This window comes from Roseinatronobacter sp. NSM (assembly GCF_052379845.1).
GTDB lineage: Bacteria > Pseudomonadota > Alphaproteobacteria > Rhodobacterales > Rhodobacteraceae > Roseinatronobacter.
Genome location: NZ_JBQTCF010000017.1, coordinates 1 through 23,152, shown reverse-complemented (window position 1 = coordinate 23,152; position 23,152 = coordinate 1). Strand labels below are relative to the sequence as shown.

Sequence of the window (23,152 nt, the reverse complement as noted above, 5' to 3'; positions counted from 1 at the left end):
CGGTATGATAGTCATATCCGGCACAGTATTCACACGCCGTATCCGAGAGGGAGCGAAAGAAATGATCTCACGCGCCGCGCAAACTGCCTTGCCCCGGCCAGCAGGGATGTATGCCCTGAAACTGTTTACATTGGTATTTGTCCTTCTGATGTCGCAAATCGCGGTGCTTGCCGCGCAGGACCGCCCCGAAAGCTTCGCGGATCTGGCCGAACGTGTCAGCCCCGCAGTGGTGAATATCACCACCACCACGACTGTGGCCGCGCGCCTTGATGACAACCAGCCGCGCTTGCCCGAAGGGGCCCCGTTTGACGATTTCTTCCGCGATTTCTTTGACAGCCCCGAAGGGCCAAACCGCAACAGGTCCCGCCAAAGTCAGGCCTTGGGGTCAGGATTCGTCATTTCTGCGGATGGGTATCTGGTCACCAATAACCACGTCATTGACGGTGCGGATGAAATTCGGGTGGAATTCTTCTCAGGTCTGGAATTGCAGGCCGAACTTATTGGCACCGACCCGGCAACTGACATTGCCTTGTTGAAGGTGGATCATGACGCGGACCTGCCCTTCGTGCCGTGGGGGGATGCGGAAACCGCGCGCGTGGGGGATTGGGTCATCGCGGTGGGGAACCCGCTGGGACAGGGGTTTTCGGTCAGTGCGGGTATCATCTCCGCGCGCGGTCGTGCGCTTCAGGGCAATTATGACGACTACATCCAGACCGATGCCGCCATCAACCGCGGCAATTCCGGTGGCCCGCTGTTTAACATGGACGGCGAAGTGATTGGGGTGAACACGGCCATTTTGTCCCCGACGGGCGGTTCCATCGGGATCGGGTTTGCGATGTCGTCCAATGTTGTGGTCAATGTGGTGCAGCAATTGCGCGAATTCGGCAGCACCCGCCGCGGCTGGCTGGGCGTGCGTATCCAGGACCTCAATGATGAGATGGCAGAGGCCATCGGCCTTGAGGGTGCCGAAGGTGCCATGGTCACCGAAGTTATGGAAGGCCCCTCGCTTGAGGGGGGCATGCTGGCGGGCGATGTGATCTTGCGGTTCGATGGCGGGCGCGTGGCAGATACCCGCATGCTGGTGCGCCGCGTCGGCGAGGCATCGGTGGGCAGCGACGTGGAGGTTGTTGTCTTCCGCGCCGGCGAGGAAGTGACCCTGACCATAACCCTTGGTCAGCGCGAATTGGCAGAAGGCACAGCTGTCCCCACCACTGACGAAATGCGCAAGGACATGGAACCTTCCAGCGTTCTGGGAATGGAACTGCAGGGCCTGACCGAGACGCTGCGCGCAGAACTGGACCTGCCCGCATCGGCCCAAGGGCTTGTGGTGCGCGCGGTGGACGGTGACAGCGACGCCGCTGCAAAAGGGGTGCAAGCGGGTGATCTGATTACAGAAGCCAACCAGCAACCCGTCACCACCCCCGACGACTTGCGCCAACGCGCCGAGGAAGCACGCGACGCAGGGCGCCGGTCCTTGCTGGTCCTGTTGCGCCGCGACGGTGACCCGCGCTTTCTGGCATTGTCCTTGGAAGACTGAACTGTAACGCGCAAAAGCGGATACCGCTTTTGCGCGTTACAAACACGCGCTAACCTTATGGTGTCGCACGTCTTTTTGCGCAAAACCGGTCCCCACTTCTGAGCAGCCTGCTCTCACCCCTGCATAGAACGCCTGACGCCCCCCCCCGCACAGGGCGGCGGGTGTCTGTTCAGTTCCGCCCCAGTTCGATGGGCAGCAGGCCGAAATTCTGTGCCGTTTCCAATGTCAGGATCGGGCTGTCGAACCCGTTTGATTTCTGGAACCGCTGCACGGCGGCACGGGTCTGGCTGTCGGCCTGTCCGGTGATTGGTCCGTCATATTGACCGCGCGCGTGCAATGCGCGTTGCAAGGTCGCAATAAACTCCGTGGTCATCTGTTCGGGGCAGGGCACGCGAAAGGCGGTTTCTACAATGACGCCATTATTCTGGGCGTTTCGGGTGGCATAGCGCGCCCAACACATCCGGCTGCTCGCCTGTGGCAAGTCCAACTGCGACGGGTCTATGCGCGCGCGGCTTGTTTCAACCGGATTGGCAAGCACTGGCGTCGCCAAAGCCAGAATGCACCCTGCCAGAAGACCAGCTTTCAATCCCGCCAGACGCGGGCATAAAGCTGATCGGATTTTGTTGCGTGGCTGTGTCATGTTTCCCATTTTGCAACAATACCAACCGATTCGGGCAAAAAATTGACGCAAGCGCGACGAAAGCGCATCACACTTGTGCGAAAATCATGTCTGGTCAAAGTGTTGGTGCTATTTTATGTGCGAACAGGGACGTTCGCTATCAGAGGGTATCATGGCAAGAATCACCTATGTTGAATTTGACGGAACCGAGCATGTGGTTGACGTGGCCACCGGCCTGACTGTCATGGAAGGCGCGCGCGACAACGGTATTCCCGGCATCGAAGCTGATTGTGGCGGGGCCTGCGCCTGTTCCACATGTCATGTGTATGTCGCGCCGGATTGGGTTGAAAAACTGCCGCCAAAGGACCCGATGGAAGAAGACATGCTTGATTTTGCCTACCAGCCCGATGCGCAGCGCTCGCGCCTGACCTGTCAGGTGAAGGTCACCGATGATCTGGACGGGCTAAAGGTGTTCATGCCCGAAAAGCAGATCTGAGCTGGCTACCTTAACGGGACTTTAACCAATATTGGGCATCTTTCAGGGAATGCGTCGTGTTTTTCCAGAAGGATCATGCCAATGGCGGAAGCGCTGCTTCTTGGGTTAACGGTTTCTCTTGGCTCTGCATTTGCCGTGTTGGGCGCGCTGATGGTGTTTACCGGGGTTTCGCGCCATAACACACCGCCCATCTTCTCGCCTGATATGGAAGATCAGGATGCGGTTTTTGTGTTCCGTGATCACACGCTTGTTGACTGCTCGGACCGGGGGCGCCAGCTTTTGCGGGTCATTGGCCGGGTTCAGGATGCGGAACAGCCGGGCGAACAGGCGTCCAGTGAACTGGATACGCTGCTGGCCCATCTTGGCAGGCATTTCGCGGATTTGCGCGGGCAGCTTGCACAACTTGCCGAAAAGGGTGATGTGCAACTTGTGGCCCATGATGACAGCGGCCTTGCGCTGACAGCGCGGTGGCGCTGCGGTCTGGCCCATCTTCGCCTGACAGACACCAGCGCGGACGGGGTGCTGGTGGCCATGGACAGGTTAAGCTACAAGGCCTTGCATCAGGAATTGCACAACCTGCGCGATGTCACCCGTTCCGCGCCGCTGCTGATCTGGCAAAGCGACGCGCAAGGCCAGATTATCTGGGCGAATTGTGCCTATATCACCGCCCTGCATGACAGCGGCCAGATCCGCGACCAGACGCTGACATGGCCATTGCCGCCGCTTTTCGCGGATCAGGACCTGACGGGGCGGCTGGGTTTGCAGTTCAGTGACGGGCCGCGGTGGTATTCTTACCAATGTGTCGCGGCGGGCGCGGTGACGTTGCATTTTGCCACGCCCATTGACGCGACTGTGCAATCGGAATTCGCGCGGCGCGAAATGATGCAGATGCTGACGCGCGCCTTTGCGACCCTGCCCATCGGCCTTGCCGTGTTTGATGCGGACCGCAGGCTTCAGGTGTTCAACCCCGCGCTGGTCGACCTGACAGGGCTTGACCCGTTCTTTCTGGCCGCGCGCCCGGATCTGGGCCAGATGTTGCATACATTGCGCGAATTGCGCATGCTGCCAGAGCCGCGCGATTTCGGCACATGGCGCGACGAAATCATGAAGCTGGAACAAGCCGCCGCATCTGGCAGTTTCAATGAAGAATGGCATCTGGAAACCGGCCGCATTTACCATGTCACGGCATCACCGCAACCGGGGGGGGCGCTTGCGGTTTTCATGCAGGACATCACATCAGAAGCCAGCCTGATGCGCGGCTATAAAGCCGAGATTGAGACAGCCCAGAATATTCTGGATGTCCTGCCCGATGCGATTGCCGCGTTCAATCTTGCGGGGCAGGCGGTGTTTGCGAATGCGGGATATGTCCAGCTTTGGGGGCGTGACCCATGTAGTGATATGGCTGATTTCGGTATCGAACAGGCCTTGCGGGATTGGGCGCTGCGCTGCGAGGCGACACCGTTCTGGGCGCAGCTTGGCACCTTTCTGGCCGACCCTGCCTCGGCGCTGGAACTGACGGGCACCGGAACGCTAAGATCAGGCGCGCCAATTGCCTTGCGTGCGCAAAAACTTGTCGGGGGCGGGGTTGTCGTGACGTTTCGCCACCTTAGGCAGGACCGCGGGCAATCGCGCAGCGGGTTGGAAACCCATCAGGACCTTATTTTCCGGCTGGATCATGCCGCCCCCGCCCTGCCGGGACGGGACGCGCGCATGGGTGATGTCGCGGCGCCGGTTGCGGAGCGGGGGAAATTCCGCTCGGTCAAACACAAAGGCAGCCGAATTCGCGTCTGACAGGTCTGGCGCAGCGGTTAGGGGCATGGCAATGTCGCACCCATGTCAAATGCCCCGTTTCCCCCGCCCGCCACCGGGCAGACGCCCTGCCTGTCCGTCACGACAACCGGCCCCGACCAGACTGCACAGCTTGCCGCCAGCCTTGGCCGGTTGCTGGGGGCGGGCGATGTCATTTTGCTGCATGGTCCCGTGGGCGCCGGAAAAAGCCATTTCGCGCGGGCCTTGATCCAATCGCGCCTTGGTGCGTTGGGGCGCCATGAAGATGTGCCGTCGCCCACATTCACGCTGGTGCAAACCTATGATCTGGGCACAGTCGATCTTTGGCATGCGGATTTGTATCGTCTGGGGGATGCGCATGAATGCCTTGAACTGGGGTTGGATCAGGCGTTTGAAACGGCGATTTGCCTGATTGAATGGCCCGAAAGACTGGCAGACTACACCCCCCGGGACGCGCTGAACCTGTATATCGCGCAGGGTAATCAGGCAGATACCCGCCATCTGGAATTTTTCGCCCCCAGCGACCGGTGGCGCAGCATTCTGGGCAAACTGACCGAAGGGGGGCACGCATGAGCGCGACACCCGCACTCTTTCCCGCCATTGACCACGCGCGCGTCTATGCCCTGCCGCCCGGCGTGGATTTTCCCCATCTTCTGGCGCAGGGCCTGCTTGACCGGCTGGCGCCCTTGCCCCCGCAGGCGCGCGCAAGGGTGACGGTGCTGGTCAATTCGGGGCGCATGCAACGGCGGCTGCGCGCCAGCCTGGCCAGCCATGGTCCGGCTGTGTTGCCGCGCATAAGGCTGGTGACGGACCCGTTGACACTGGTGGGGGCAGCGGGGTTGCCGCCCCCCGTTCCCCCCTTGCGCAGGCGTCTGGAACTTGCGCAGCTGGTGGACAGGCTGCTGGTGGCCGACCCTGACCTTGCGCCGCGTTCGGCGCTGTATGACCTGTCGGACAGTCTGGCGCGGCTGTTTTCCGAAATGCAGGCCGAAGGGGTGGAATTTGACGCGCTGGACAGGCTGGATGTCAGCGGCCATTCCGGGCATTGGCAGCGCGCGTTGAACTTCATCCGGCTGGTGCAAACCGTGATCACGCCGGACACGCCCGATGCCGAAGGGCGGCTGCGCGCCCAGACCATGGCATTGATCGCGCGCTGGCAGATCACCCCGCCCACTGACCCGGTGTTGATTGCAGGCTCGACCGGGTCGCGCGGGACAACGGCGCTGTTGATGCAGGCTGTGGCCCGCTTGCCACAAGGGGCAGTTATCCTGCCGGGGTTTGATTTTGACATGCCGCCCGTTGTCTGGGACGGGCTTGGTGACAGCCTGAGCAGCGAGGACCACCCCCAGTTTCGGTTCCAGCGCCTGATGGCGCAGCTGGACCTGACGCCTGCGCAGGTCCAGCCATGGGTGCCCTGCGCCGCGCCCGTGCCCGCGCGCAACCGTCTGGTGTCACTGGCCCTGCGCCCGGCCCCTGTGACCGACCAATGGATGACCGAAGGCCGCGCATTGCGCGATCTGGATGCGGCCATGGCGGATATGGCCCTGATCGAAGCCCCGTCCCCCAGGATGGAAGCGCAGGCCATCGCCGCATGTCTGCGCGTGGCCGTGGAACAGGGCAAAACTGCCGCATTGGTCACGCCCGACCGCAACCTGACGCGCATGGTCACGGTGGCGCTGGACCGCTGGCGCATCACCCCTGATGACAGTGCGGGCCGCCCTTTGGCGTTGTCGGCGCCGGGGCGGTTCTTGCGCCAATGCGCGGCGCTGATGGCGCGGCGGCTGGATGGTCAGGCGTTGCTGAGTTTGCTGAAACACCCGTTATGTCACAGCGCGGGGGACCGTGGGCCGCATTTGCTGAACACGCGCAATTTGGAACTGCACCTGCGCAGGCGGGCCGTGGCCTTTCCTGACGGGGCGTTCTTGCGCGGTTGGGGGGCGGCGGCAGAATGTGCTGACTGGGCCGACTGGCTGGCGCATGTGGTGCCCCCGTTGCCCGACCCGACCGCGCGCCCGCTGGCGGATCTGGTGTCCGAACATCTGGCGCTGGCGGAAGGGCTGGCGCGGGGGCTTCATGTGGGCACGGGGGAATTATGGCTTCAGGCAGCGGGCAAACAGGCGCTGGTGGCCATGTCCGAACTGGCGCGCGAAGCGGGGTCTGGCGGGGCCATGACGCCCGCGGATTATGACGCGTTCCTGACCGCCTATCTGCAACAGCATGAAGTGCGTGAAGCTGTCAACGCCGATCCGCGTGTCATGATCTGGGGCACGCTGGAAGCGCGGGTGCAGGGCGCGCAGCTGGTTATCCTTGCGGGGTTGAACGAAGGTGTCTGGCCCAAAGCCCCCGACCCCGACCCATGGCTGAACCGGCGCATGCGCGCCGATGCGGGACTGTTGCTGCCTGAACGCCAGATCGGGCTGTCGGCACATGATTTTCAACAGGCCATCGGGGCCACTGAAGTGGTGTTGTCGCGCGCCATCCGCGATTCCGAAGCCAAGACCGTGCCATCACGCTGGCTGAACCGCCTGACAAACCTTCTGGGGGGCTTGCCCGATCAGGGCGGGAAACAGGCGCTGGAGGATATGCGCGCGCGTGGCCAGTACTGGCTGGGCATAGCTGCGTCCTTTGACCGGGATTTCCGCAATATTCCCCCTGACCCGCCCGCGCCGCGCCCTGCACCCGCGCCCCCTGTGGCCGCGCGGCCACGGGAATTGCCGGTCACGGCCATCAGCAGGCTTATCCGGGACCCCTATGAGATTTATGCAAAATACGTTCTGCGGTTGCGCAAGCTGAACCCGCTGCACCCGACGGCAGATGCCTTGTTGCGCGGCACTGTGCTTCATAAGGTTCTGGAAACCTTCACCACGGCTGCGCCCGCCGCCGACCCGCTGGCGCAGTTGCTGCACATGGCGGATGAGGTGCTGGACCGGGACGTGCCATGGCCTGCCGCGCGCGCGCTGTGGCGGGCACGCATGGGGCGGGCCGCGCGACATTTCCTTGACTTTCACCTGTCCCAACCCGGTGCGATCCTGTTGCAGGAAAGCAAGGGGGCCATGGCGTTGCCGCAGGCGGGTTTCACCCTGACTGCGAAACCCGACAGGATTGACCTGTGGCCTGACGGGCGGGCGCATGTCATCGACTATAAGACCGGCACACCGCCCACGCAGGCCCAGCAGGTGTTGTTTGACAAGCAGCTTCTGCTTCAGGCCGTCATGGTCGAAGCAGGCGCATTCCCCGACGCTGGCCCCCTGCCGGTGGCGCGCATCACCTATCTGGGCCTTGGCGCAACCCCCAAACGCGAGGAGATGGATGTGACCGAGGCGCTGAACGCCACCACCCTGACGGAATTCGAGGCGCTGGTTCGCGCCTATATGGCACCCGATCAGGGTTTTGCCGCGCGCCGTATGCTGTTCATGGAACGCGAACAGTCGGATTATGACCATCTGTCACGCTACGGCGAATGGAGCATGCAGGACACGCCCCTTGTGCTGCCTGTGGGACGGCCCGAAAAGGACAGTTTGACATGAGTTTTGACGATGCCACGCTTTCGCAGAACCGTGCGTCCGACCCTGTGGCGTCTACATGGCTGTCGGCAAATGCGGGGTCGGGCAAAACCAAGGTTCTGACGGACCGCGTGGCGCGGTTGTTGCTGCGCGGTGTGTCCCCGCAGCGCATTTTGTGCCTGACCTATACAAAAGCCGCCGCCAGCGAGATGCAGAACCGCCTGTTCGATTTGTTGGGCAAATGGGCCATGTTGCCAGATGCCGCCTTGTCGGCGGAATTGCACAAGATTGGCGAAGTGGCCGCCAGCGCGGAGGCATTGGCACAGGCCCGCCGCCTGTTCGCCCGCGCGATCGAGGCACCGGGCGGGCTGAAGATCCAGACGATCCATTCCTTTTGTGCGTCCCTGCTGCGCCGGTTTCCGCTGGAAGCGGGCCTGTCGCCTGCGTTTTCAGAAATGGACGACCGATCAGCGCATGCCCTGCGCGCCGAGGTGCTGGACAGGCTGGCGGAAACACCGCGCCATCAGGGGGTGTTTGCCGATCTGGCAGCCGTGTTCACAGGGGCGGAAATTGACGCGCTGTTGATGGAAATCTGCGCCAATGCCCCTGCCTTTACGGGCGATGTGCCCGACGCCGCCTTGCGCGCCGCGTTCGATCTGCCCGCAGGCTATGACACGGCCCTGTTGCACCGCGATGTGTTTTTGGGCTCTGAGGCGGATTTGCTGGCGCAGCTTCTGCCCCGGCTGGAGGCAGGCAGCAAGACCGACCAGAAAGCCGCAGCCCGGCTGCGCGCATTCCGTCTGGAAGACGGCGATATTGGCGTATTGCCCCTATTGGAAGGGGTGTTCCTGACAGGGCCAACTGCCAAGGAGCCCTTCACCGCCAAGATTGGCAGTTTTCCCACCAAGGCCACGCAAGCCGCGCTTGGCGCGCTGATTGATCCGCTGAATGATCTTATGGCGCGGGTGGAAACCGCGCGCGCGCGCCGCATTGCGCTGGCCTGCCTGACCCGCAGTCTGGCGCTGCACCGTTTCGCGCGCGCCTTCCTGCCCGCCTATGCGCAGGCCAAGGCCGCGCGCGGCTGGCTGGATTTCGATGACCTGATCACCCGCACTGGCCAGTTGCTGACCGACCCTTCGGTGGCGCAATGGGTGTTGTTCAAGCTGGATGGCGGGGTCGACCATATTCTGGTGGATGAAGCACAGGACACCAGCCCCGGCCAATGGCGCGTGATCGAACAGCTTGCGCAGGAATTCACCGCAGGCCTGGGCGCGCGCGACGGGTCGCGCACGTTGTTTGTGGTGGGCGACAAGAAACAGTCCATCTATTCGTTTCAGGGCGCGGATTTGCAGGTCTTTGACCAGATGCAACGGCAATTCCGCGACCGGCTGGCCGCCGTCGATGTGCAGCTGAATGAAGCGCTTCTGGCGCATAGTTTCCGGTCATCTGATGCCGTGTTGCGCAGCGTGGACCAGACGTTTCGGCCCCCCCATGATCAGGGCCTTGGCGGCGTGCCCGATCATGTTGCCTTCTTTGACAAGATGCCGGGGCGGGTGGATCTGTGGCCGGTGATCGAAAAACCCGACAAGCGCGACGACCCGCATTGGTATGACCCCGTTGATATCATGGCCGAGGAACACCACACCCGCCAGCTTGCGCGCACGATCGCGGCCGAATTGCGCCGCATGATCGACCAGCGCACGCCCATACCCGTCAAGGGGGGGGCGCGCGCCATGACCGAAGGGGATGTGCTGATACTGGTGCGCCGCCGCGGGCCGCTGTTTCATGAAATCATCAGCGCGTGCAAGGCGGCCGGGCTGGAAATGGCAGGCGCGGACAGGTTGCGTCTGGGCGGGGAAATGGCGGTGCGCGATCTGACGGCGCTGTTGTCCTTTCTGGCCACGCCCGAAGATGACCTGTCGCTGGCGGCCTGCCTGCGCTCGCCGCTATTCGGGTGGTCGGAAGATGCGCTGTTCCGGCTGGCGCAAGGGCGCGAAGGCGCGTTTTTATGGACATGCCTGCGCGATCAGGGCGATGGGGACACTTTGACTATCCTCAATGACTTGCGCACACAGACGGATTTCCTGCGCCCGTTCGATCTGGTGGAACGCATGTTGACGCGCCATGATGGCCGCCGCCGGTTGCTGGCACGTCTGGGACCGGAAGCCGAGGATGGCATTGACGCGTTTTTGTCACAGGCGCTGGCCTATGAGCAGCTTGAAACGCCCAGCCTGACGGGGTTTTTGTCATGGCTGGAACATGGCGATGTGCAGATAAAACGCGAATTGGACAGCGCAGGCGCGCGGTTGCGCGTCATGACAGTGCACGGGGCCAAGGGGCTGGAAGCGCCTGTCGTCATTTTGCCAGATACCGCAGATTATGCCCCGCCTGAACGCCGCCAGATATTTCCCGTGGCGGAAACTGTGGCGTGGCGGGGGGGCAAGGGGGAAACCCCCGCCGCCATGCAGGTGGCCTTGGACACGCTGGCCGATGCCCGCGCGCAGGAAGATGCACGCCTGCTGTATGTGGCCATGACGCGGGCGGAAAGCTGGCTGATCGTGGCGGGCGCAGGCACCACCAAACGCCAGAATTGCTGGCATAATCTGGTCGCGCAGGGGGTGGCGCAGGCCGGGGCTGCGGCATGTGACATGCCCACAGGGCGGGGGCTGCGCCACCAACATCAGGATTGGCCGGACGGGGGCGCGCCTGATGCGGGCGCATTTGCAACAGACACGCTGCCCCCCGCGCCAGACTGCTTCTGGGCCGCCCCCGAGGCGCCGGTGCAGGCGGCGCGGCCCTTGTCGCCCTCGCGGTTGGGCGGGGCCAAGGCGCTGCCGGGTGATGCGGGCCTTGATGAGGAGGCAGCATTGCTGCGCGGCCAACAGCTGCATTTGTTGCTGGAACATCTGCCGCTTTGGCCTGAAGCGGACTGGCCCTTGCGCGCCGCTGATCTGCTGGCCAGCACCGCCGCAGGGGCCCCCGCCGACCTGCCCGCGCTGCTGGCGGAAACCCGCAGGGTTTTGACCGCGCCTGCGCTGGCGCCCCTGTTCGGCCCCGACAGCCTGCCCGAGGTTGAAATATCGGCCACCCTGTTTGACCGTCCACTGGCCGGACTCATCGACCGGCTGGTGGTGTCGGCGGATGAAGTGCTGGCGGTGGATTACAAATCAAACGCTGTTGTCCCGAAATCCCTCGCTGAGGTCCCCGAAGGGCTGCTGCGCCAGATGGGGGCCTATGCCCATGCCCTGCAACAGGTTTTTCCGGGCCGGACCATCCGCACGGGGCTGTTGTGGACCGCCACCGCGCAGTTGATGTGGTTGCCTGCGGACAGGGTTGTTGCCGCACTTGACCGCGCAGCGCTTGAAACCCCGCGCGCGGGGGCATAACTAGGGCACAATCGAAACCAAAACCCTGGAGGGGCCGATGCCCACAGTTTCCGTAACCGATGCCACCTTTGACGCCGAAGTGCGCCAGTCCGATATTCCCGTTGTTGTTGATTTCTGGGCTGAATGGTGCGGCCCGTGCAAGCAGATCGGCCCGGCGCTGGAAGAATTGTCCGCCGAATATGCGGGCCGTGTGAAGATTGCCAAGGTCAATGTCGATGAAAACCCCGGCACCGCTGCACAGATGGGCATTCGCGGCATTCCCGCATTGTTCCTGTTCAAGGATGGTCAGGTTGTCTCCAACAAGGTGGGTGCCGCGCCCAAATCTGCGCTGCAAAGCTGGATCAGCGGTGAGATCTGACCCTGCCACATGAAGGGGGCGCCGTGCCGGCGCCCTTTTTTCAATGCCTTCGGCAAGAGTATTTTTGGCAAGATGAAGAGGGCGCGATGAGCGATTTTCCCGGCTGGCATGGAACCACCATCATTGCCGTGCGACGCGGTGGCGAAGTGGTGGTTGCGGGCGATGGTCAGGTGTCGCTGGGCCAGACGGTCATCAAGGGCAGCGCGCGCAAGGTGCGGCGGTTGACGCCCGGCGGCTATCCGGTGGTGGCGGGGTTCGCGGGGTCGACTGCAGATGCGTTTACCCTGCTGGAGCGGCTGGAAGTGAAGCTGGAAGCCACGCCCGGACAATTGGCGCGCGCGTCTGTGGAACTGGCCAAGGACTGGCGCACCGACAAGTATTTGCAAAAGCTGGAAGCGATGCTGATTGTCACCGACGGGCGCGATTTGTTCGTGATTACCGGCGCGGGCGATGTGCTGGAGCCTGAATATGATGTGGCCGCCATCGGGTCTGGCGGGAATTTTGCCTTGGCGGCCGCGCGCGGGCTGATGGAAACGGACCTGCCTGCGGAGGACGTGGCGCGCCGCGCGATGGCGATTGCCGCCGATATTTGTGTTTATACCAATGGCAACCTGACGGTGGAGAAGATCACACCATGACTGACCTGACCCCGCGCGAAATTGTCAGCGAACTGGACCGTTTCATCATCGGCCAGAAGGATGCGAAACGCGCGGTTGCGGTGGCGCTGCGCAACCGTTGGCGGCGCAAGCAACTGGCGGCGGACCTGCGCGATGAGGTGTATCCCAAGAACATTCTGATGATCGGCCCCACAGGTGTGGGCAAGACCGAAATCAGCCGCCGTCTGGCCAAGCTGGCGCGCGCGCCCTTCATCAAGGTGGAAGCCACGAAATTTACCGAAGTGGGCTATGTGGGCCGCGATGTGGAACAGATTATCCGCGATCTGGTGGATGCCGCCCTTGCCATGACGCGCGAGCATATGCGCGAGGCCGTGAAGGCGCGCGCCCACAAGGCCGCCGAGGATCGCGTGATTGAAGCCATCGCTGGCAAGGATGCCCGCGAGGCCACCCGCGAGATGTTCCGCCGCAAGCTGTTGGCCGGAGAGTTGGACGATACCGAAATTGACGTGGAACTGGCCGACACGTCAAACCCGATGGGGGCGATGTTCGACATTCCCGGCCAGCCTGGCGGGCAGATGATGAATTTGGGTGATCTGTTTGGCAAGGCGCTTGGCGGGCGGACCACCCGCAAGAAGGTGACTGTGTCCGAAAGCCACGATCTACTGGTGGCCGAGGAGGCCGACAAACTGCTGGACGATGACGCCGTGACGCGCGCCGCACTGGACGCGGTGGAGCAAAACGGCATTGTCTTTCTGGACGAGATTGACAAGGTTTGCGCGCGCGCCGATATGCGCGGGGGTGATGTCAGCCGCGAAGGGGTGCAGCGTGATCTGCTGCCGCTGATCGAGGGCACAACTGTGTCCACCAAACACGGGCCGGTCAAGACCGACCACATCCTGTTCATTGCCTCTGGCGCGTTCCATATTGCCAAACCGTCCGATCTGTTGCCGGAATTGCAGGGGCGGTTGCCCATCCGGGTGGAGTTGCGGGCGCTGACCGAACAGGATTTCGTGCGCATTCTGACGGAAACCGACAATGCCCTGACATTGCAATACACAGCCCTTATGGCGACCGAGGCGGTCGAGGTTACATTTACCCCTGACGGAATTGCCGCTTTGGCCAAGATTGCCGCAGATGTGAACCATTCGGTGGAAAATATCGGGGCGCGCAGGCTGTATACTGTGATGGAGCGCGTGTTTGAAGAACTGTCCTTTCACGCGCCCGACAGGGCAGGGCAGGCGGTGACAGTGGATGCCGATTTTGTGGAAACGAATATTGGTGATCTGGCGCGTTCTGCAGACCTGAGCCGCTACGTCCTGTAACAGATGCGCATCGGCACTGGACGGATTGGCAAGTTATCTTATATATCTGGTCAGGTATTGCGGCAATGACCGCCAGTCAGGAAGGCGCTGGGCATGAGCACAGAACAAAATCAAGGCGATCTGCTGATCAAACCCTCCAGCACGGAGCATGCGCTGTATGACACAGTCGTGGATGCCTGCAAAACGGTCTATGATCCCGAAATTCCGGTCAATATTTTTGATCTGGGGCTGATTTACACCATCACCATTTCCGATGCGGGCGAGGTGGATGTCATCATGACACTGACGGCGCCGGGCTGTCCGGTGGCGGGTGAAATGCCCGGCTGGGTTCACGACGCCATCAGTGCGGTGCCCGGCGTTCAATCGGTCAATGTGGAGATGACCTTTGACCCGCAATGGGGCATGGACATGATGTCCGATGAGGCGCGGCTGGAACTGGGGTTCATGTGATGGATGCCGCCTTGTCCGAACGCGACAAGATGCTGGCGGGCGCGCCCTATGACCCGGCCTGCCCTGAACTGAAGGCATTGCGCCAGCGGGCGCAGGCGCTGATGCGCGACTATAACCAGACGATCATGGGCGACGGGGAACGCGCGGGGTTGATGACGGCGCTTCTGGGCGAATGGAACGGGGCTGTGATCAGGCCGCCGTTTCTGGTGGATTACGGTGTGAATATTCATTTCTCGCCGGGCTGCTTTGTGAATTTCAACTGCGTGATTCTGGATGTGTGCAAGGTGCATATCGGCGCGCGCACGCAGATCGGGCCGAATGTGCAAATCCTGACGGCGGATCACCCGCGCGATGCGGCATCGCGCGCGCGCGGCGATGAATGGGGCAGGCCGATAATCATCGGCGCCGATGTCTGGATCGGTGGCGGCGCGATCATTCTGCCCGGTGTGACAGTGGGCGATGGCGCGGTCATTGGGGCTGGCGCTGTGGTTACACGCGATGTTGCCGCAGGCGTGACAGTTGCGGGCAATCCGGCCCGTGTGTTGGCGCGCCCTGAAATGCAAGGATAAGACCTGATGTTTGGACTACCCGGTAAACCCCCTGTGACGCTGACGCCTGCGGCCGTGCGTCAAATATGCCGCCTGATGGACCGCGAAGGGGCCAAGGGCCTGCGCGTGGGCGTCAAGAAAGGCGGGTGCGCGGGGATGGAATACACTATGGAAGCCGCGCAGGACCTGCACGACAATGAAGAAGTGATCGAACAGGACGGCGCCCGCGTCATTATTGCGCCCATGGCGCAGATGTTCCTGTTTGGCACGGAAATAGATTATGAAACCAGCCTGATCGAAAGCACCTTCCGGTTTCGCAACCCCAATGTCACAGATGCATGCGGGTGCGGCGAGTCGATCAAGTTTGATGATGTGGACACATTGACGCAACGCCTGAATGCAGCGCGCAGCGGCTGATTGCATCAGGCGCAGATAGAAGCTATCCCTGACGCAAAGTCGAAAGGGAATGGTATGAACACACCGCGCAAACTGGCTGCTGGCAACTGGAAGATGAACGGGTTTCGCGCAGATCTGCAAGAGGCGCGAAAACTTGCATCCGCGTTTGTAACCCCCCCTGTGGACATTGTGCTGTGCCCGCCCGCAACGCTTGTGGGGGCAATGGCGGCGGCGCTTGTGGGCAGCAGTGTCCGGGTCGGGGGGCAGGATTGCCATGCAAAACCCGCCGGGGCGCATACGGGCGATATTTCGGCGGCCATGCTGGCCGATGCCGGTGCCCGCTATGTGATTGTCGGGCACTCGGAACGGCGCGCCGACCATGGCGAATCCTCCGCGATTGTTGCGCAGAAGGCCGCTGCGGTGCAGTCGGCGGGGCTGGTTGCCATCATCTGTGTGGGCGAAACCGAAGCCGAACGCGACGCGGGCAAAACCCTGGACGTAGTGACCCAACAGCTTCTGGAGTCCTTGCCTGAAAATGCACAGGCCAGCAATACTGTGGTGGCCTATGAACCTGTCTGGGCCATAGGCACCGGGCGCACGCCCACACGCGACCAGATTGCGCAGGTTCATGACAGTTTGCGCGACCACCTGCCCGATGCTGCAATTTCGCTGCTTTACGGCGGGTCGGTCAAACCCGCCAACGCCGCAGAAATATTTGCAATTCCCAATGTTGACGGGGCATTGGTCGGGGGCGCATCATTGAAAGCTGATGATTTCAGCGCAATCATTGCCGCTTTGGCGCTGGGCTAGAAGCTGTTGCGCGAAAATGGCACCAGGGGTCGCACATAAACACGCGAGACCGAAGGGTTTGTGCGCGCCGCATGAACGCGCCCCAACCTTTCAGCGTATCGCGTTCATTCGCATTCACGCCACACACTCTAACTTATTGATTTCGCAGATTCGAGAAGCGCAAAACCGGTTCCCAGTTTTGCGCGACATGATACTCTAGAAGCTGTCCTTGACATGCAGGTGTTCATGCGGGCTTTGCGGTCCTGTGCCGTGGTCATGGGTGTGGTGGTGGGCCTCGATGGGGATCAGGAACAGGTTGCCATGCATGACGCCCCGCTGGCCCAGAACCCCGTCCGCATAGGCACGCAGCGCGGCCACCGGCCCGCGCAGGATGGCGGTTTCCAGACAGGTGTCATGGTCCAGATGCACATGGTTTGTCGTCACGCCAAGCGCGTGGTGGTCATGGTGATGATGCATCAACCGGCGCGACAAATCGCGCGTGTCATGGCCGTAGACATAGGACAGCACGCCCATGGCCTGACTGGTTTCGGGGCTTTGGGCGCTGTCGCGCAAGCCCGCGCGCAGCAGGTCGCGCACGGCCTCGGACCGGTTGTCATAGCGCCGCGTGGCCACGAAGCTATCAAGCTCGGCGCATAGCGTATCGGGCAGCGTGATTGTAATGCGTTGCATGGGTCGATGTCCTTTCTGGCCGCGCAAGGCTGGCATGGCGCGCGGCACGGGGCAAGCGCGGAAATGGCCCCAACGCCAATATGGCGCAGCTGCGCAGAATGGTCTAAACTGCAGATATGGACCCGACATATGACCTGTCATCCCCGCCGACACACCCCCCCGCAGATGCCGTAGGCGGGGTCAGTGACGATGCATGGGTGGATGTCATTTCAGCCATGGACCGCACCTATGCCGAACTTGTCAGCTATCAGGAACGGCTGGAATCGCAGAATATCGAACTGCAATCCATGCGCGGGTTTCTGGATTCGGTGCTGGCGTCCGTGTCTGACATTCTGGTGGTTGCCGCGCGCACAGGGCAGGTGGAACAGGTGTCTGCGTCGCTGGCCGCGCGGCTGGGCCAACCGGCGGCGGCGCTGATCGGGCGCAGGGTGGATGCGCTGTTTGCCGATGACAGCCAGCCCGCCGCCCGCACCGCGCTGGAGGAATGCCGCAGCGCCCGCCGCGCCGTGACGGTGGAATTGCAGCTGCCCGCCCATCCCGCACCCATGCCCTTTGAAGTGGTGGTGGCGCCGCGGCGCGATGATCGCGGGCGTGTGGCGGGGTTTGTGCTTACGGGGCGGTCCGTGGGGGAATTGCGCCACGCCTACAAGGCGCTGGAGGAAAGCCACAGCGCGCTGAAGGCCGCGCAAGGCCAGTTGGTGCGCAATGAAAAGCTGGCATCGTTGGGGCGGTTGCTGGCGGGTGTGGCCCATGAGTTGAACAACCCCATCAGCTTTGTCTATGCCAATGCCCATGCGCTGGAACGCTATGCCACGAAGTTTGAAACCTATTTTGACCGTGTCAGTGACGGTGCCAGCCGCGCCGAACTGATTGCCCTGCGCGAAGACCTGCGCCTTGACCGCGAATTGCGCAACCTGCGCGACGCAGTGCGCGGCGCGCGCGACGGGGCCGAACGGGTGCGCGACATCGTGGCCGACCTGCGCCGCCTGTCTGCCGATGGAACGGGCGATGTGGCCGATTTCGATCTGGCCGAAGTGGCGCGCGTGGCGGCAAACTGGGTGCTGCGCGGGCGCGCGGGCGCGGCGCGGCTGGACCACAAGGGCCTGAGCAGCGTGATGGTGCGCGGGCGCGCGGGCCATATTCAGCAAGTTGTCATGAACCTTGTGCAAAACGCGCTTGATGCGCTGGACGGGCAGGCGGATGGACAGGTTACGCTGACCCATATGATTGCAGGCGACAGGGCCATCTTGCAGGTGCATGACAATGGCCCCGGCATCGCGCCAGATGCGCAGGCGGCCATTTTCGACCCGTTTTTCACCACCAAACCCGTGGGGCAGGGCACGGGGCTGGGGCTGTCCATCAGCCACAAGATCGCGCAGGAACATGGCGGGCATCTGCGGCTGTGCCCAGACACGCTTAGGGGGGCGTGTTTCCAGCTGGAACTTCCATTGGCCGGGCACGGGGCAGGACAAGACAGGGGGCAGGCGTGAATTTGTTATGGTTGCAGGCGTCAGGGTGCGGCGGGTGCACCATGTCGCTGCTGTGTGCCGAAGACCCTGATGTGTTCGACGCACTGGAGGGGGCAGGCATTCGCCTGTTGTGGCACCCCGCCTTCAGTGTGCAGACCGGCGCGGATGTGCGCGCGCTTCTGGACGACATTCTTGCCGGTCGCGTGGCGTTGGACCTGCTATGTGTCGAAGGCGCAATAGCGCGCGGGCCACGGGGAACAGGCCGCTACCAGATGCTGACGGGCACCGGGCAATCCATGCTGCACTGGGTTCTGGCACTGGCACCGCTGGCGCGCCATGTGGTGGCAGTGGGCAGTTGCGCGGCATTCGGGGGCATGACGGCGGCAGGGGGCAACCCGTCCGATGCGGTGGGCCTGCAGTATGACGGCAGCCATTCAGGCGGGGTGCTGGCGCATGAGTTCCGCGACAGGACGGGCCTGCCGGTCATCAATATCGCAGGCTGCCCCACCCATCCGGGCTGGGTGCTGGAAACGCTGATGCTGCTGGCTGCGGACACGCTGGACCATGACGGGCTGGACGGCTACGCCCGCCCGCGCTTCTTTGCCGATCATCTGGTGCATCATGGTTGTTCACGCAATGAGTTTTATGAATACAAGGCCAGTGCGCGCGCCCTGTCAGACAGGGGCTGCATGATGGAACATCTGGGTTGTATCGGCACGCAAGCGGTGGGGGATTGCAATATCCGGCCATGGAACGGGGCGGGGTCGTGCACCTCGGGGGGGTATCCGTGCATCAACTGCACGGCCCCCGAATTTGAGGATCCGCGCCACGCCTTCACCCAGACCCCGAAGATCGCGGGAATTCCCGTGGGCCTGCCAACCGATATGCCCAAGGCGTGGTTCATGGCGCTGGCGTCCCTGTCCAAGGCCGCAACGCCGGACCGCATTGCCACAAACGCCCTGTCCGACCGCGTGGCCGTGCCGCCCAGTTTGCGCAACAAGCGGCCACGCCCATGACGCAAACCCGGCTGGTGGTCGGCCCCTTCAACCGTGTCGAGGGCGATCTGGAAGTGCATCTGGACATCAGCAGCGGCCATGTGCGCAGCGCGCGGGTGAATGCGCCGCTGTATCGCGGGTTTGAACGCATGCTGGAAGGGCGCGACCCGCGCGACGCGCTGACCATCACACCGCGCATCTGCGGGATATGTTCCATCAGCCAGTCGGCGGCGGCCGCGCGCGCGCTGGGCGCAGCCATGGGGCTGGCGCCCACGCCGCAGGGCGCGAATATGGCCGCGCTGATCCATGCCGTGGAAAATATCAGCGATCATCTGACGCATTTCTACCTGTTTTTCATGCCCGATTTTGCCCGCCCCGCCTATGGCGCGCGTCCCTGGCATGAGCAGGTTGTGGCCCGGTTTTCGGCCATGGAAGGGTCGGGGGCGCGCGCCGCAGTGCAGGCGCGCGCCAGGCTGATGCATATTCTGGGGCTGATGGCGGGGAAATGGCCCCATACGCTGGCCATCCAGCCCGGCGGGGTGACCCGCACCCCGACAGCTGCCGAAAAACAACGTATTCTGGCCAGTTTGCGCGGGTTCCGCCGGTTTCTGGAAACCGATCTGTTCGGCGCAGCGCTGGAAGATGTGGTTGCGCTGAACACGCAAGACGCGCTGCTGGGGTGGACGCGCGGGGATGCGGGGGTGTTTGCGCGCGTCGCCGCCAGCGAAGGGCTGGCGCAGTTGGGGCAGGGTGCAGGCCGGTATTTAAGCTTCGGGGCCTATGCGCAGGCACAGGGCCACGCATTTGCCCCCGGCATCTGGGACAATGGCACGCGCGCCCCGCTGGCGCTGGACGGGCTTGTGGAAGATATCAGCCATGCCTGGATGCTGGGCCATGCTGCGCACCCGCAACGCGGCATGACCGAACCTGACGAGGACATGCGCGACACTGCCTATAGCTGGTGCAAGGCCCCGCGCCTGAACCGCGCGCCCATGGAATGCGGCGCGCTGGCGCGGCAGGTCATGGATGGCCACCCGCTGGCGCTGGATCTGGCCGGGCAGGGCGGGGGGGTGCTGGCGCGCGTAGGCGCGCGGCTGCTGGAGATTGCGCGCATCCAGCTGCTGATGGAAGCGCTTGCCCACGCGATCGACCCGAAAGCGGTGTTCATGGAACAAGGCGATCTGCCGCCATCGGGGCAGGGGGCGGGGCTGGTGGAAGCGGCGCGCGGCGCGCTGGGGCATTGGGTGCGCATGGACGGGGGGCGCATTGCAAGCTATCAGATCATTGCGCCCACAACATGGAATTTCAGCCCCCGCGATGCGCAAGGCACCCCCGGCCCGCTGGAAGCGGCGCTTGTGGGCGCGCCTGTGCGAAACGACGAGCAAACCCCCTTGTCAGTGCAGCATATCGTGCGCAGTTTCGACCCGTGCATGGTGTGCACAGTTCATTAGAGCATGTCGCGCAAAAGTGGGAACCGGTTTTGCGCAAAAAGACGTGCGACACCACAAGGTTAGAGTGGGTCGCGTGAATGCGAATGAACGCGACGCGCGCTAGCGCGTGACCTGACGTGACCTTGTAGCGTGCTGCGCACAAGCCATTTTTTTGAAGGGGCCATGGCCCCTTGGCCCGTCCTGAAGCGTTGAATTGCGCGCAGGCGGGCCAGGATGAAGGACAGGGCATGACACAGGCACGGATACGGGTGCGCGGGCAGGTTCAGGGGGTCGGGTTTCGCCCCTTTGTGTGGACATTGGCGCGGCGGCTGGGGTTGCGCGGGCGCGTGCGCAATGACGCCGAAGGGGTGCTGATTGACGCTGCAGGCGCGCAGTTGCCGCAGTTTGTGCAGGCGTTGCGCACGGATCTTCCCCCCCTTGCGCGGATCGATGCGCTGGAGGTGTCGGCGCTGGATGCTGATGATCTTCCGCCTGAATTCGAGATCATCGCCAGCACCGGCGGGGCGGCGCGCACCCGTGTGACCCCGGATGCGGCCACGTGCCCTGCCTGTCTGGCCGAAATCCGTGACCCGGCCGCGCGCCGTTTTGGATATGCATTCGCCAATTGCACCCATTGCGGACCACGTTTTTCGATTTTGCAGTCCTTGCCCTATGACCGGGGCCAGACCACCATGGCCGCTTTCGTGTTTTGCGCAGAGTGCGCGGGCGAATATGGCGACCCGTCCGACCGCCGCTTTCATGCCCAGCCCATTGCCTGCCCCGCTTGCGGGCCGCGCCTGTGGTTTGAACGCGCGGGCAGCGAAATGGCAGGCGACGCGATAGCGCTGGCTGCGCAGGCGCTGCGCGCGGGGGAAATTCTGGCGATCAAAGGGTTGGGCGGGTTTCATCTGGCCTGTGATGCGCGGTCAGAAAGGGCAGTGGCGCTGTTGCGCGCGCGCAAGCACCGGCCGGACAAACCCTTTGCGCTGATGGGGCAGATGAAGATGATCGCGCAGCACTGCCATGTCACTGCGCAAGAGAGAGCCCGCCTGCGCGATGCGGCGGCCCCCATCTTGTTGCTGGCGCGCAGGCCCGATGCGGGCGCGCTGGCCCCTGCAGTTGCCCCCGGACAAGCCTGCCTTGGGTGGATGCTGCCCTATACCCCGCTGCATCATTTGCTGCTTGATACATTCGGGGGGCCATTGGTCATGACCTCGGGCAACCGGTCGGGGGAACCGCAGGTGATTTGCAATGCAATCGCGCGCGACGCGCTTGCGGGTTTTGCCGATGCGTTTGTGATGCATGACCGCGACATCGCGCGCAGGCTGGATGATTCCGTGGAACGCGTGACGCCCTTCGGGCCAATGGTGTTGCGCCATGCGCGCGGGCGCGCCCCTGCCACGCTGCGTCTGCCGCCGGGGTTCGATGCAGGCCCGCAAGTGTTGGCCATGGGCGGGCAGATGAAGGGCGCGTTTTGCCTGACGCGCGGCAACGAGGCGCTGTTGTCCCACCATCTGGGCGATCTGGATGATGCGCAAAGCTGGTCGGAAACCCGGCGCGCGCTGGCCGATTACGCGGATTTGTTCGACCATATCCCCACCATGGTGGCCGTGGACCTTCATGAGGGGTTTCGCGCCACGCAGCACGGACGCGCCATGGGGCTGCCGGTGCAGGGCGTCCAGCACCACCACGCCCATATGGCAGCCTGTCTGGGGGATAATATGTGGCCGCTGGACGGGCCACGGGTTGCGGCCATCGTGCTGGACGGTCTGGGTCTGGGGCTGGATGGCACGATCTGGGGCGGAGAGCTGCTGTTGGGCGATTATGCGGGGTTTGACCGGCTGGCCTGGCTGGCGCCTGCGCCGCTGCCGGGGGGCGATGCGGCAGGGCGCGCACCATGGCGCAACGCGCTGGTGCGGCTGGATGCGGCGGGGTTGGGCGGGGTTGCCGACCGGATGTTTGCCGACCAGCCGCGCGGGATGCTGCGTCAGGCCGTGGCGGCGGGCCTGAATGCGCCGCTGTCAAGTTCAGCGGGGCGGTTGTTTGACGCAGTGGCCGCCATGCTGGGCCTGTCCGCCATCCACCAGAGTTTTGAGGGGCAGGCCGCCATGGCGCTGGAGGCGCTGGCCGGACAAGTGCCCCGCAAGCAGGTGCGCCCCTATCCCATGGGGGATGGGCCAGCTATCGGGGTTGGGCCATTATTCGAGGCACTGGTGCAGGATTTAGGGCAAGGGGTGGCGCATGAGGTGATTGCGGCGCGGTTTCATGCGGGGCTGGCACAGGCATTTGCCGACAGGGCGGCTGCGGTGGTGCGCGCAGGTGTTGCAGACGCGGTGGTGTTGTCGGGGGGCTGTTTCCAGAATGTGGTTTTGCTGGGCTACACCATGGACGCGCTGCATGATACGCGCGTGATGGTCCATGGCGCGACCCCCGCGAATGATGGTGGTCTGGCCTATGGTCAGGCATTGGTGGCGTTGGCGCGTCACAAGGACCGGGGGCGCGGGTGAGGGGATGGCAGGGGGGCGGCTGCCCCCCTCTTGGGCCGGGCGGCCCAATTCACCCCCTGCGGATATTTGGGCCAGATTGAAATACGGTCCTGCCAGGGGGCTTTGGCCCCTTTGTGGTGTGTTGTGACTTATGTTTTAACACTGATATCTAGCGCGTGTCGCGTTCATTCGCAGTCACGCGACCCACGCTAACCTTATGGTGTCGCGTGTCTTTTTGCGCAAAACCGGGTCCCACTTTTGCGCGACATGCTT

Annotated in this window: 19 protein-coding genes; 17 read left to right on the top strand and 2 right to left on the bottom strand. The window is 63.2% G+C overall.

Annotated features, from left to right (window positions below):
* The first annotated feature begins 61 nt into the window (after window positions 1–61).
* Entirely contained in the window at window positions 62–1,537 is a 1,476-nt protein-coding gene (locus ACTZWY_RS10680; RefSeq protein WP_444790693.1) for a Do family serine endopeptidase, read from the top strand.
* A 169-nt stretch (window positions 1,538–1,706) separates the two neighbouring features.
* Here the strand turns inward: ACTZWY_RS10680 and ACTZWY_RS10675 are convergent, their stop codons facing one another.
* Window positions 1,707–2,177, bottom strand: a complete 471-nt coding sequence (locus ACTZWY_RS10675; RefSeq protein WP_444790692.1) for a peptidoglycan-binding domain-containing protein — start codon at window positions 2,175–2,177, stop codon at window positions 1,707–1,709.
* A gap of 151 nt (window positions 2,178–2,328) precedes the next feature.
* Here ACTZWY_RS10675 and ACTZWY_RS10670 point away from each other — a divergent pair, with 151 nt between their 5' ends.
* The 12 genes from ACTZWY_RS10670 to tpiA all read left to right on the top strand — a co-directional run bounded on the left by ACTZWY_RS10670 (window position 2,329) and on the right by tpiA (window position 15,830).
* Window positions 2,329–2,652: a 2Fe-2S iron-sulfur cluster-binding protein gene (locus tag ACTZWY_RS10670; protein ID WP_444790691.1), complete on the top strand. Its 324-nt coding sequence runs from the start codon at window positions 2,329–2,331 to the stop codon at window positions 2,650–2,652.
* A gap of 81 nt (window positions 2,653–2,733) precedes the next feature.
* On the top strand, window positions 2,734–4,443 hold the full coding sequence (locus ACTZWY_RS10665) for a PAS domain-containing protein (protein WP_444790690.1): 1,710 nt from the start codon (window positions 2,734–2,736) through the stop codon (window positions 4,441–4,443).
* A gap of 42 nt (window positions 4,444–4,485) precedes the next feature.
* Window positions 4,486–5,013 carry a tRNA (adenosine(37)-N6)-threonylcarbamoyltransferase complex ATPase subunit type 1 TsaE gene (tsaE, locus tag ACTZWY_RS10660; protein ID WP_444790689.1) on the top strand — a complete coding sequence of 176 codons (528 nt, stop codon included), beginning with the start codon at window positions 4,486–4,488 and terminating at the stop codon, window positions 5,011–5,013.
* On the top strand, window positions 5,010–7,967 hold the full coding sequence (gene addB, locus ACTZWY_RS10655; protein ID WP_444790688.1) for a double-strand break repair protein AddB: 2,958 nt from the start codon (window positions 5,010–5,012) through the stop codon (window positions 7,965–7,967). The genes tsaE and addB overlap by 4 nt, the downstream gene beginning before the upstream one ends.
* A complete protein-coding gene (gene addA / locus ACTZWY_RS10650) occupies window positions 7,964–11,329 on the top strand; it encodes a double-strand break repair helicase AddA (RefSeq protein ID WP_444790687.1) in 3,366 nt (1,121 codons plus the stop codon). Before addB ends, addA begins: the two co-directional genes overlap by 4 nt.
* Window positions 11,330–11,366: 37 nt before the next feature.
* Window positions 11,367–11,687 carry a thioredoxin gene (gene trxA / locus ACTZWY_RS10645; protein ID WP_444790686.1) on the top strand — a complete coding sequence of 107 codons (321 nt, stop codon included), beginning with the start codon at window positions 11,367–11,369 and terminating at the stop codon, window positions 11,685–11,687.
* 86 nt (window positions 11,688–11,773) lie between these two features.
* Window positions 11,774–12,325, top strand: a complete 552-nt coding sequence (gene hslV, locus ACTZWY_RS10640; protein ID WP_444790685.1) for an ATP-dependent protease subunit HslV — start codon at window positions 11,774–11,776, stop codon at window positions 12,323–12,325.
* Window positions 12,322–13,626: an ATP-dependent protease ATPase subunit HslU gene (gene hslU / locus ACTZWY_RS10635; protein WP_444790684.1), complete on the top strand. Its 1,305-nt coding sequence runs from the start codon at window positions 12,322–12,324 to the stop codon at window positions 13,624–13,626. Before hslV ends, hslU begins: the two co-directional genes overlap by 4 nt.
* A gap of 93 nt (window positions 13,627–13,719) precedes the next feature.
* Complete coding sequence (locus ACTZWY_RS10630) at window positions 13,720–14,076, top strand: SUF system Fe-S cluster assembly protein (protein WP_444790683.1); 357 nt, start codon at window positions 13,720–13,722, stop codon at window positions 14,074–14,076.
* Window positions 14,076–14,645, top strand: a complete 570-nt coding sequence (locus tag ACTZWY_RS10625) for a sugar O-acetyltransferase (protein ID WP_444790682.1) — start codon at window positions 14,076–14,078, stop codon at window positions 14,643–14,645. The genes ACTZWY_RS10630 and ACTZWY_RS10625 overlap by 1 nt, the downstream gene beginning before the upstream one ends.
* Window positions 14,646–14,651: 6 nt before the next feature.
* Window positions 14,652–15,041 carry a HesB/IscA family protein gene (locus ACTZWY_RS10620; RefSeq protein ID WP_444790681.1) on the top strand — a complete coding sequence of 130 codons (390 nt, stop codon included), beginning with the start codon at window positions 14,652–14,654 and terminating at the stop codon, window positions 15,039–15,041.
* A 54-nt stretch (window positions 15,042–15,095) separates the two neighbouring features.
* Entirely contained in the window at window positions 15,096–15,830 is a 735-nt protein-coding gene (gene tpiA / locus ACTZWY_RS10615) for a triose-phosphate isomerase (protein WP_444790680.1), read from the top strand.
* A 195-nt stretch (window positions 15,831–16,025) separates the two neighbouring features.
* Here the strand turns inward: tpiA and nikR are convergent, their stop codons facing one another.
* On the bottom strand, window positions 16,026–16,499 hold the full coding sequence (nikR, locus tag ACTZWY_RS10610; RefSeq protein ID WP_444790679.1) for a nickel-responsive transcriptional regulator NikR: 474 nt from the start codon (window positions 16,497–16,499) through the stop codon (window positions 16,026–16,028).
* 116 nt (window positions 16,500–16,615) lie between these two features.
* Between nikR and ACTZWY_RS10605 the strand changes: the two genes are divergently transcribed.
* The 4 genes from ACTZWY_RS10605 (at window position 16,616) to hypF (ending at window position 22,900) form a co-directional block, all read left to right on the top strand.
* Entirely contained in the window at window positions 16,616–17,989 is a 1,374-nt protein-coding gene (locus ACTZWY_RS10605; protein ID WP_444790678.1) for a sensor histidine kinase, read from the top strand.
* Window positions 17,986–18,984 (top strand): NADH-quinone oxidoreductase subunit B family protein, encoded by a 999-nt coding sequence (locus ACTZWY_RS10600; RefSeq protein ID WP_444790677.1) that lies wholly within the window; start codon window positions 17,986–17,988, stop codon window positions 18,982–18,984. The genes ACTZWY_RS10605 and ACTZWY_RS10600 overlap by 4 nt, the downstream gene beginning before the upstream one ends.
* Window positions 18,981–20,414, top strand: a complete 1,434-nt coding sequence (locus ACTZWY_RS10595) for a nickel-dependent hydrogenase large subunit (RefSeq protein WP_444790676.1) — start codon at window positions 18,981–18,983, stop codon at window positions 20,412–20,414. The genes ACTZWY_RS10600 and ACTZWY_RS10595 overlap by 4 nt, the downstream gene beginning before the upstream one ends.
* A 227-nt stretch (window positions 20,415–20,641) precedes the next feature.
* On the top strand, window positions 20,642–22,900 hold the full coding sequence (gene hypF, locus ACTZWY_RS10590) for a carbamoyltransferase HypF (RefSeq protein ID WP_444790675.1): 2,259 nt from the start codon (window positions 20,642–20,644) through the stop codon (window positions 22,898–22,900).
* Window positions 22,901–23,152: the final 252 nt, after the last annotated feature.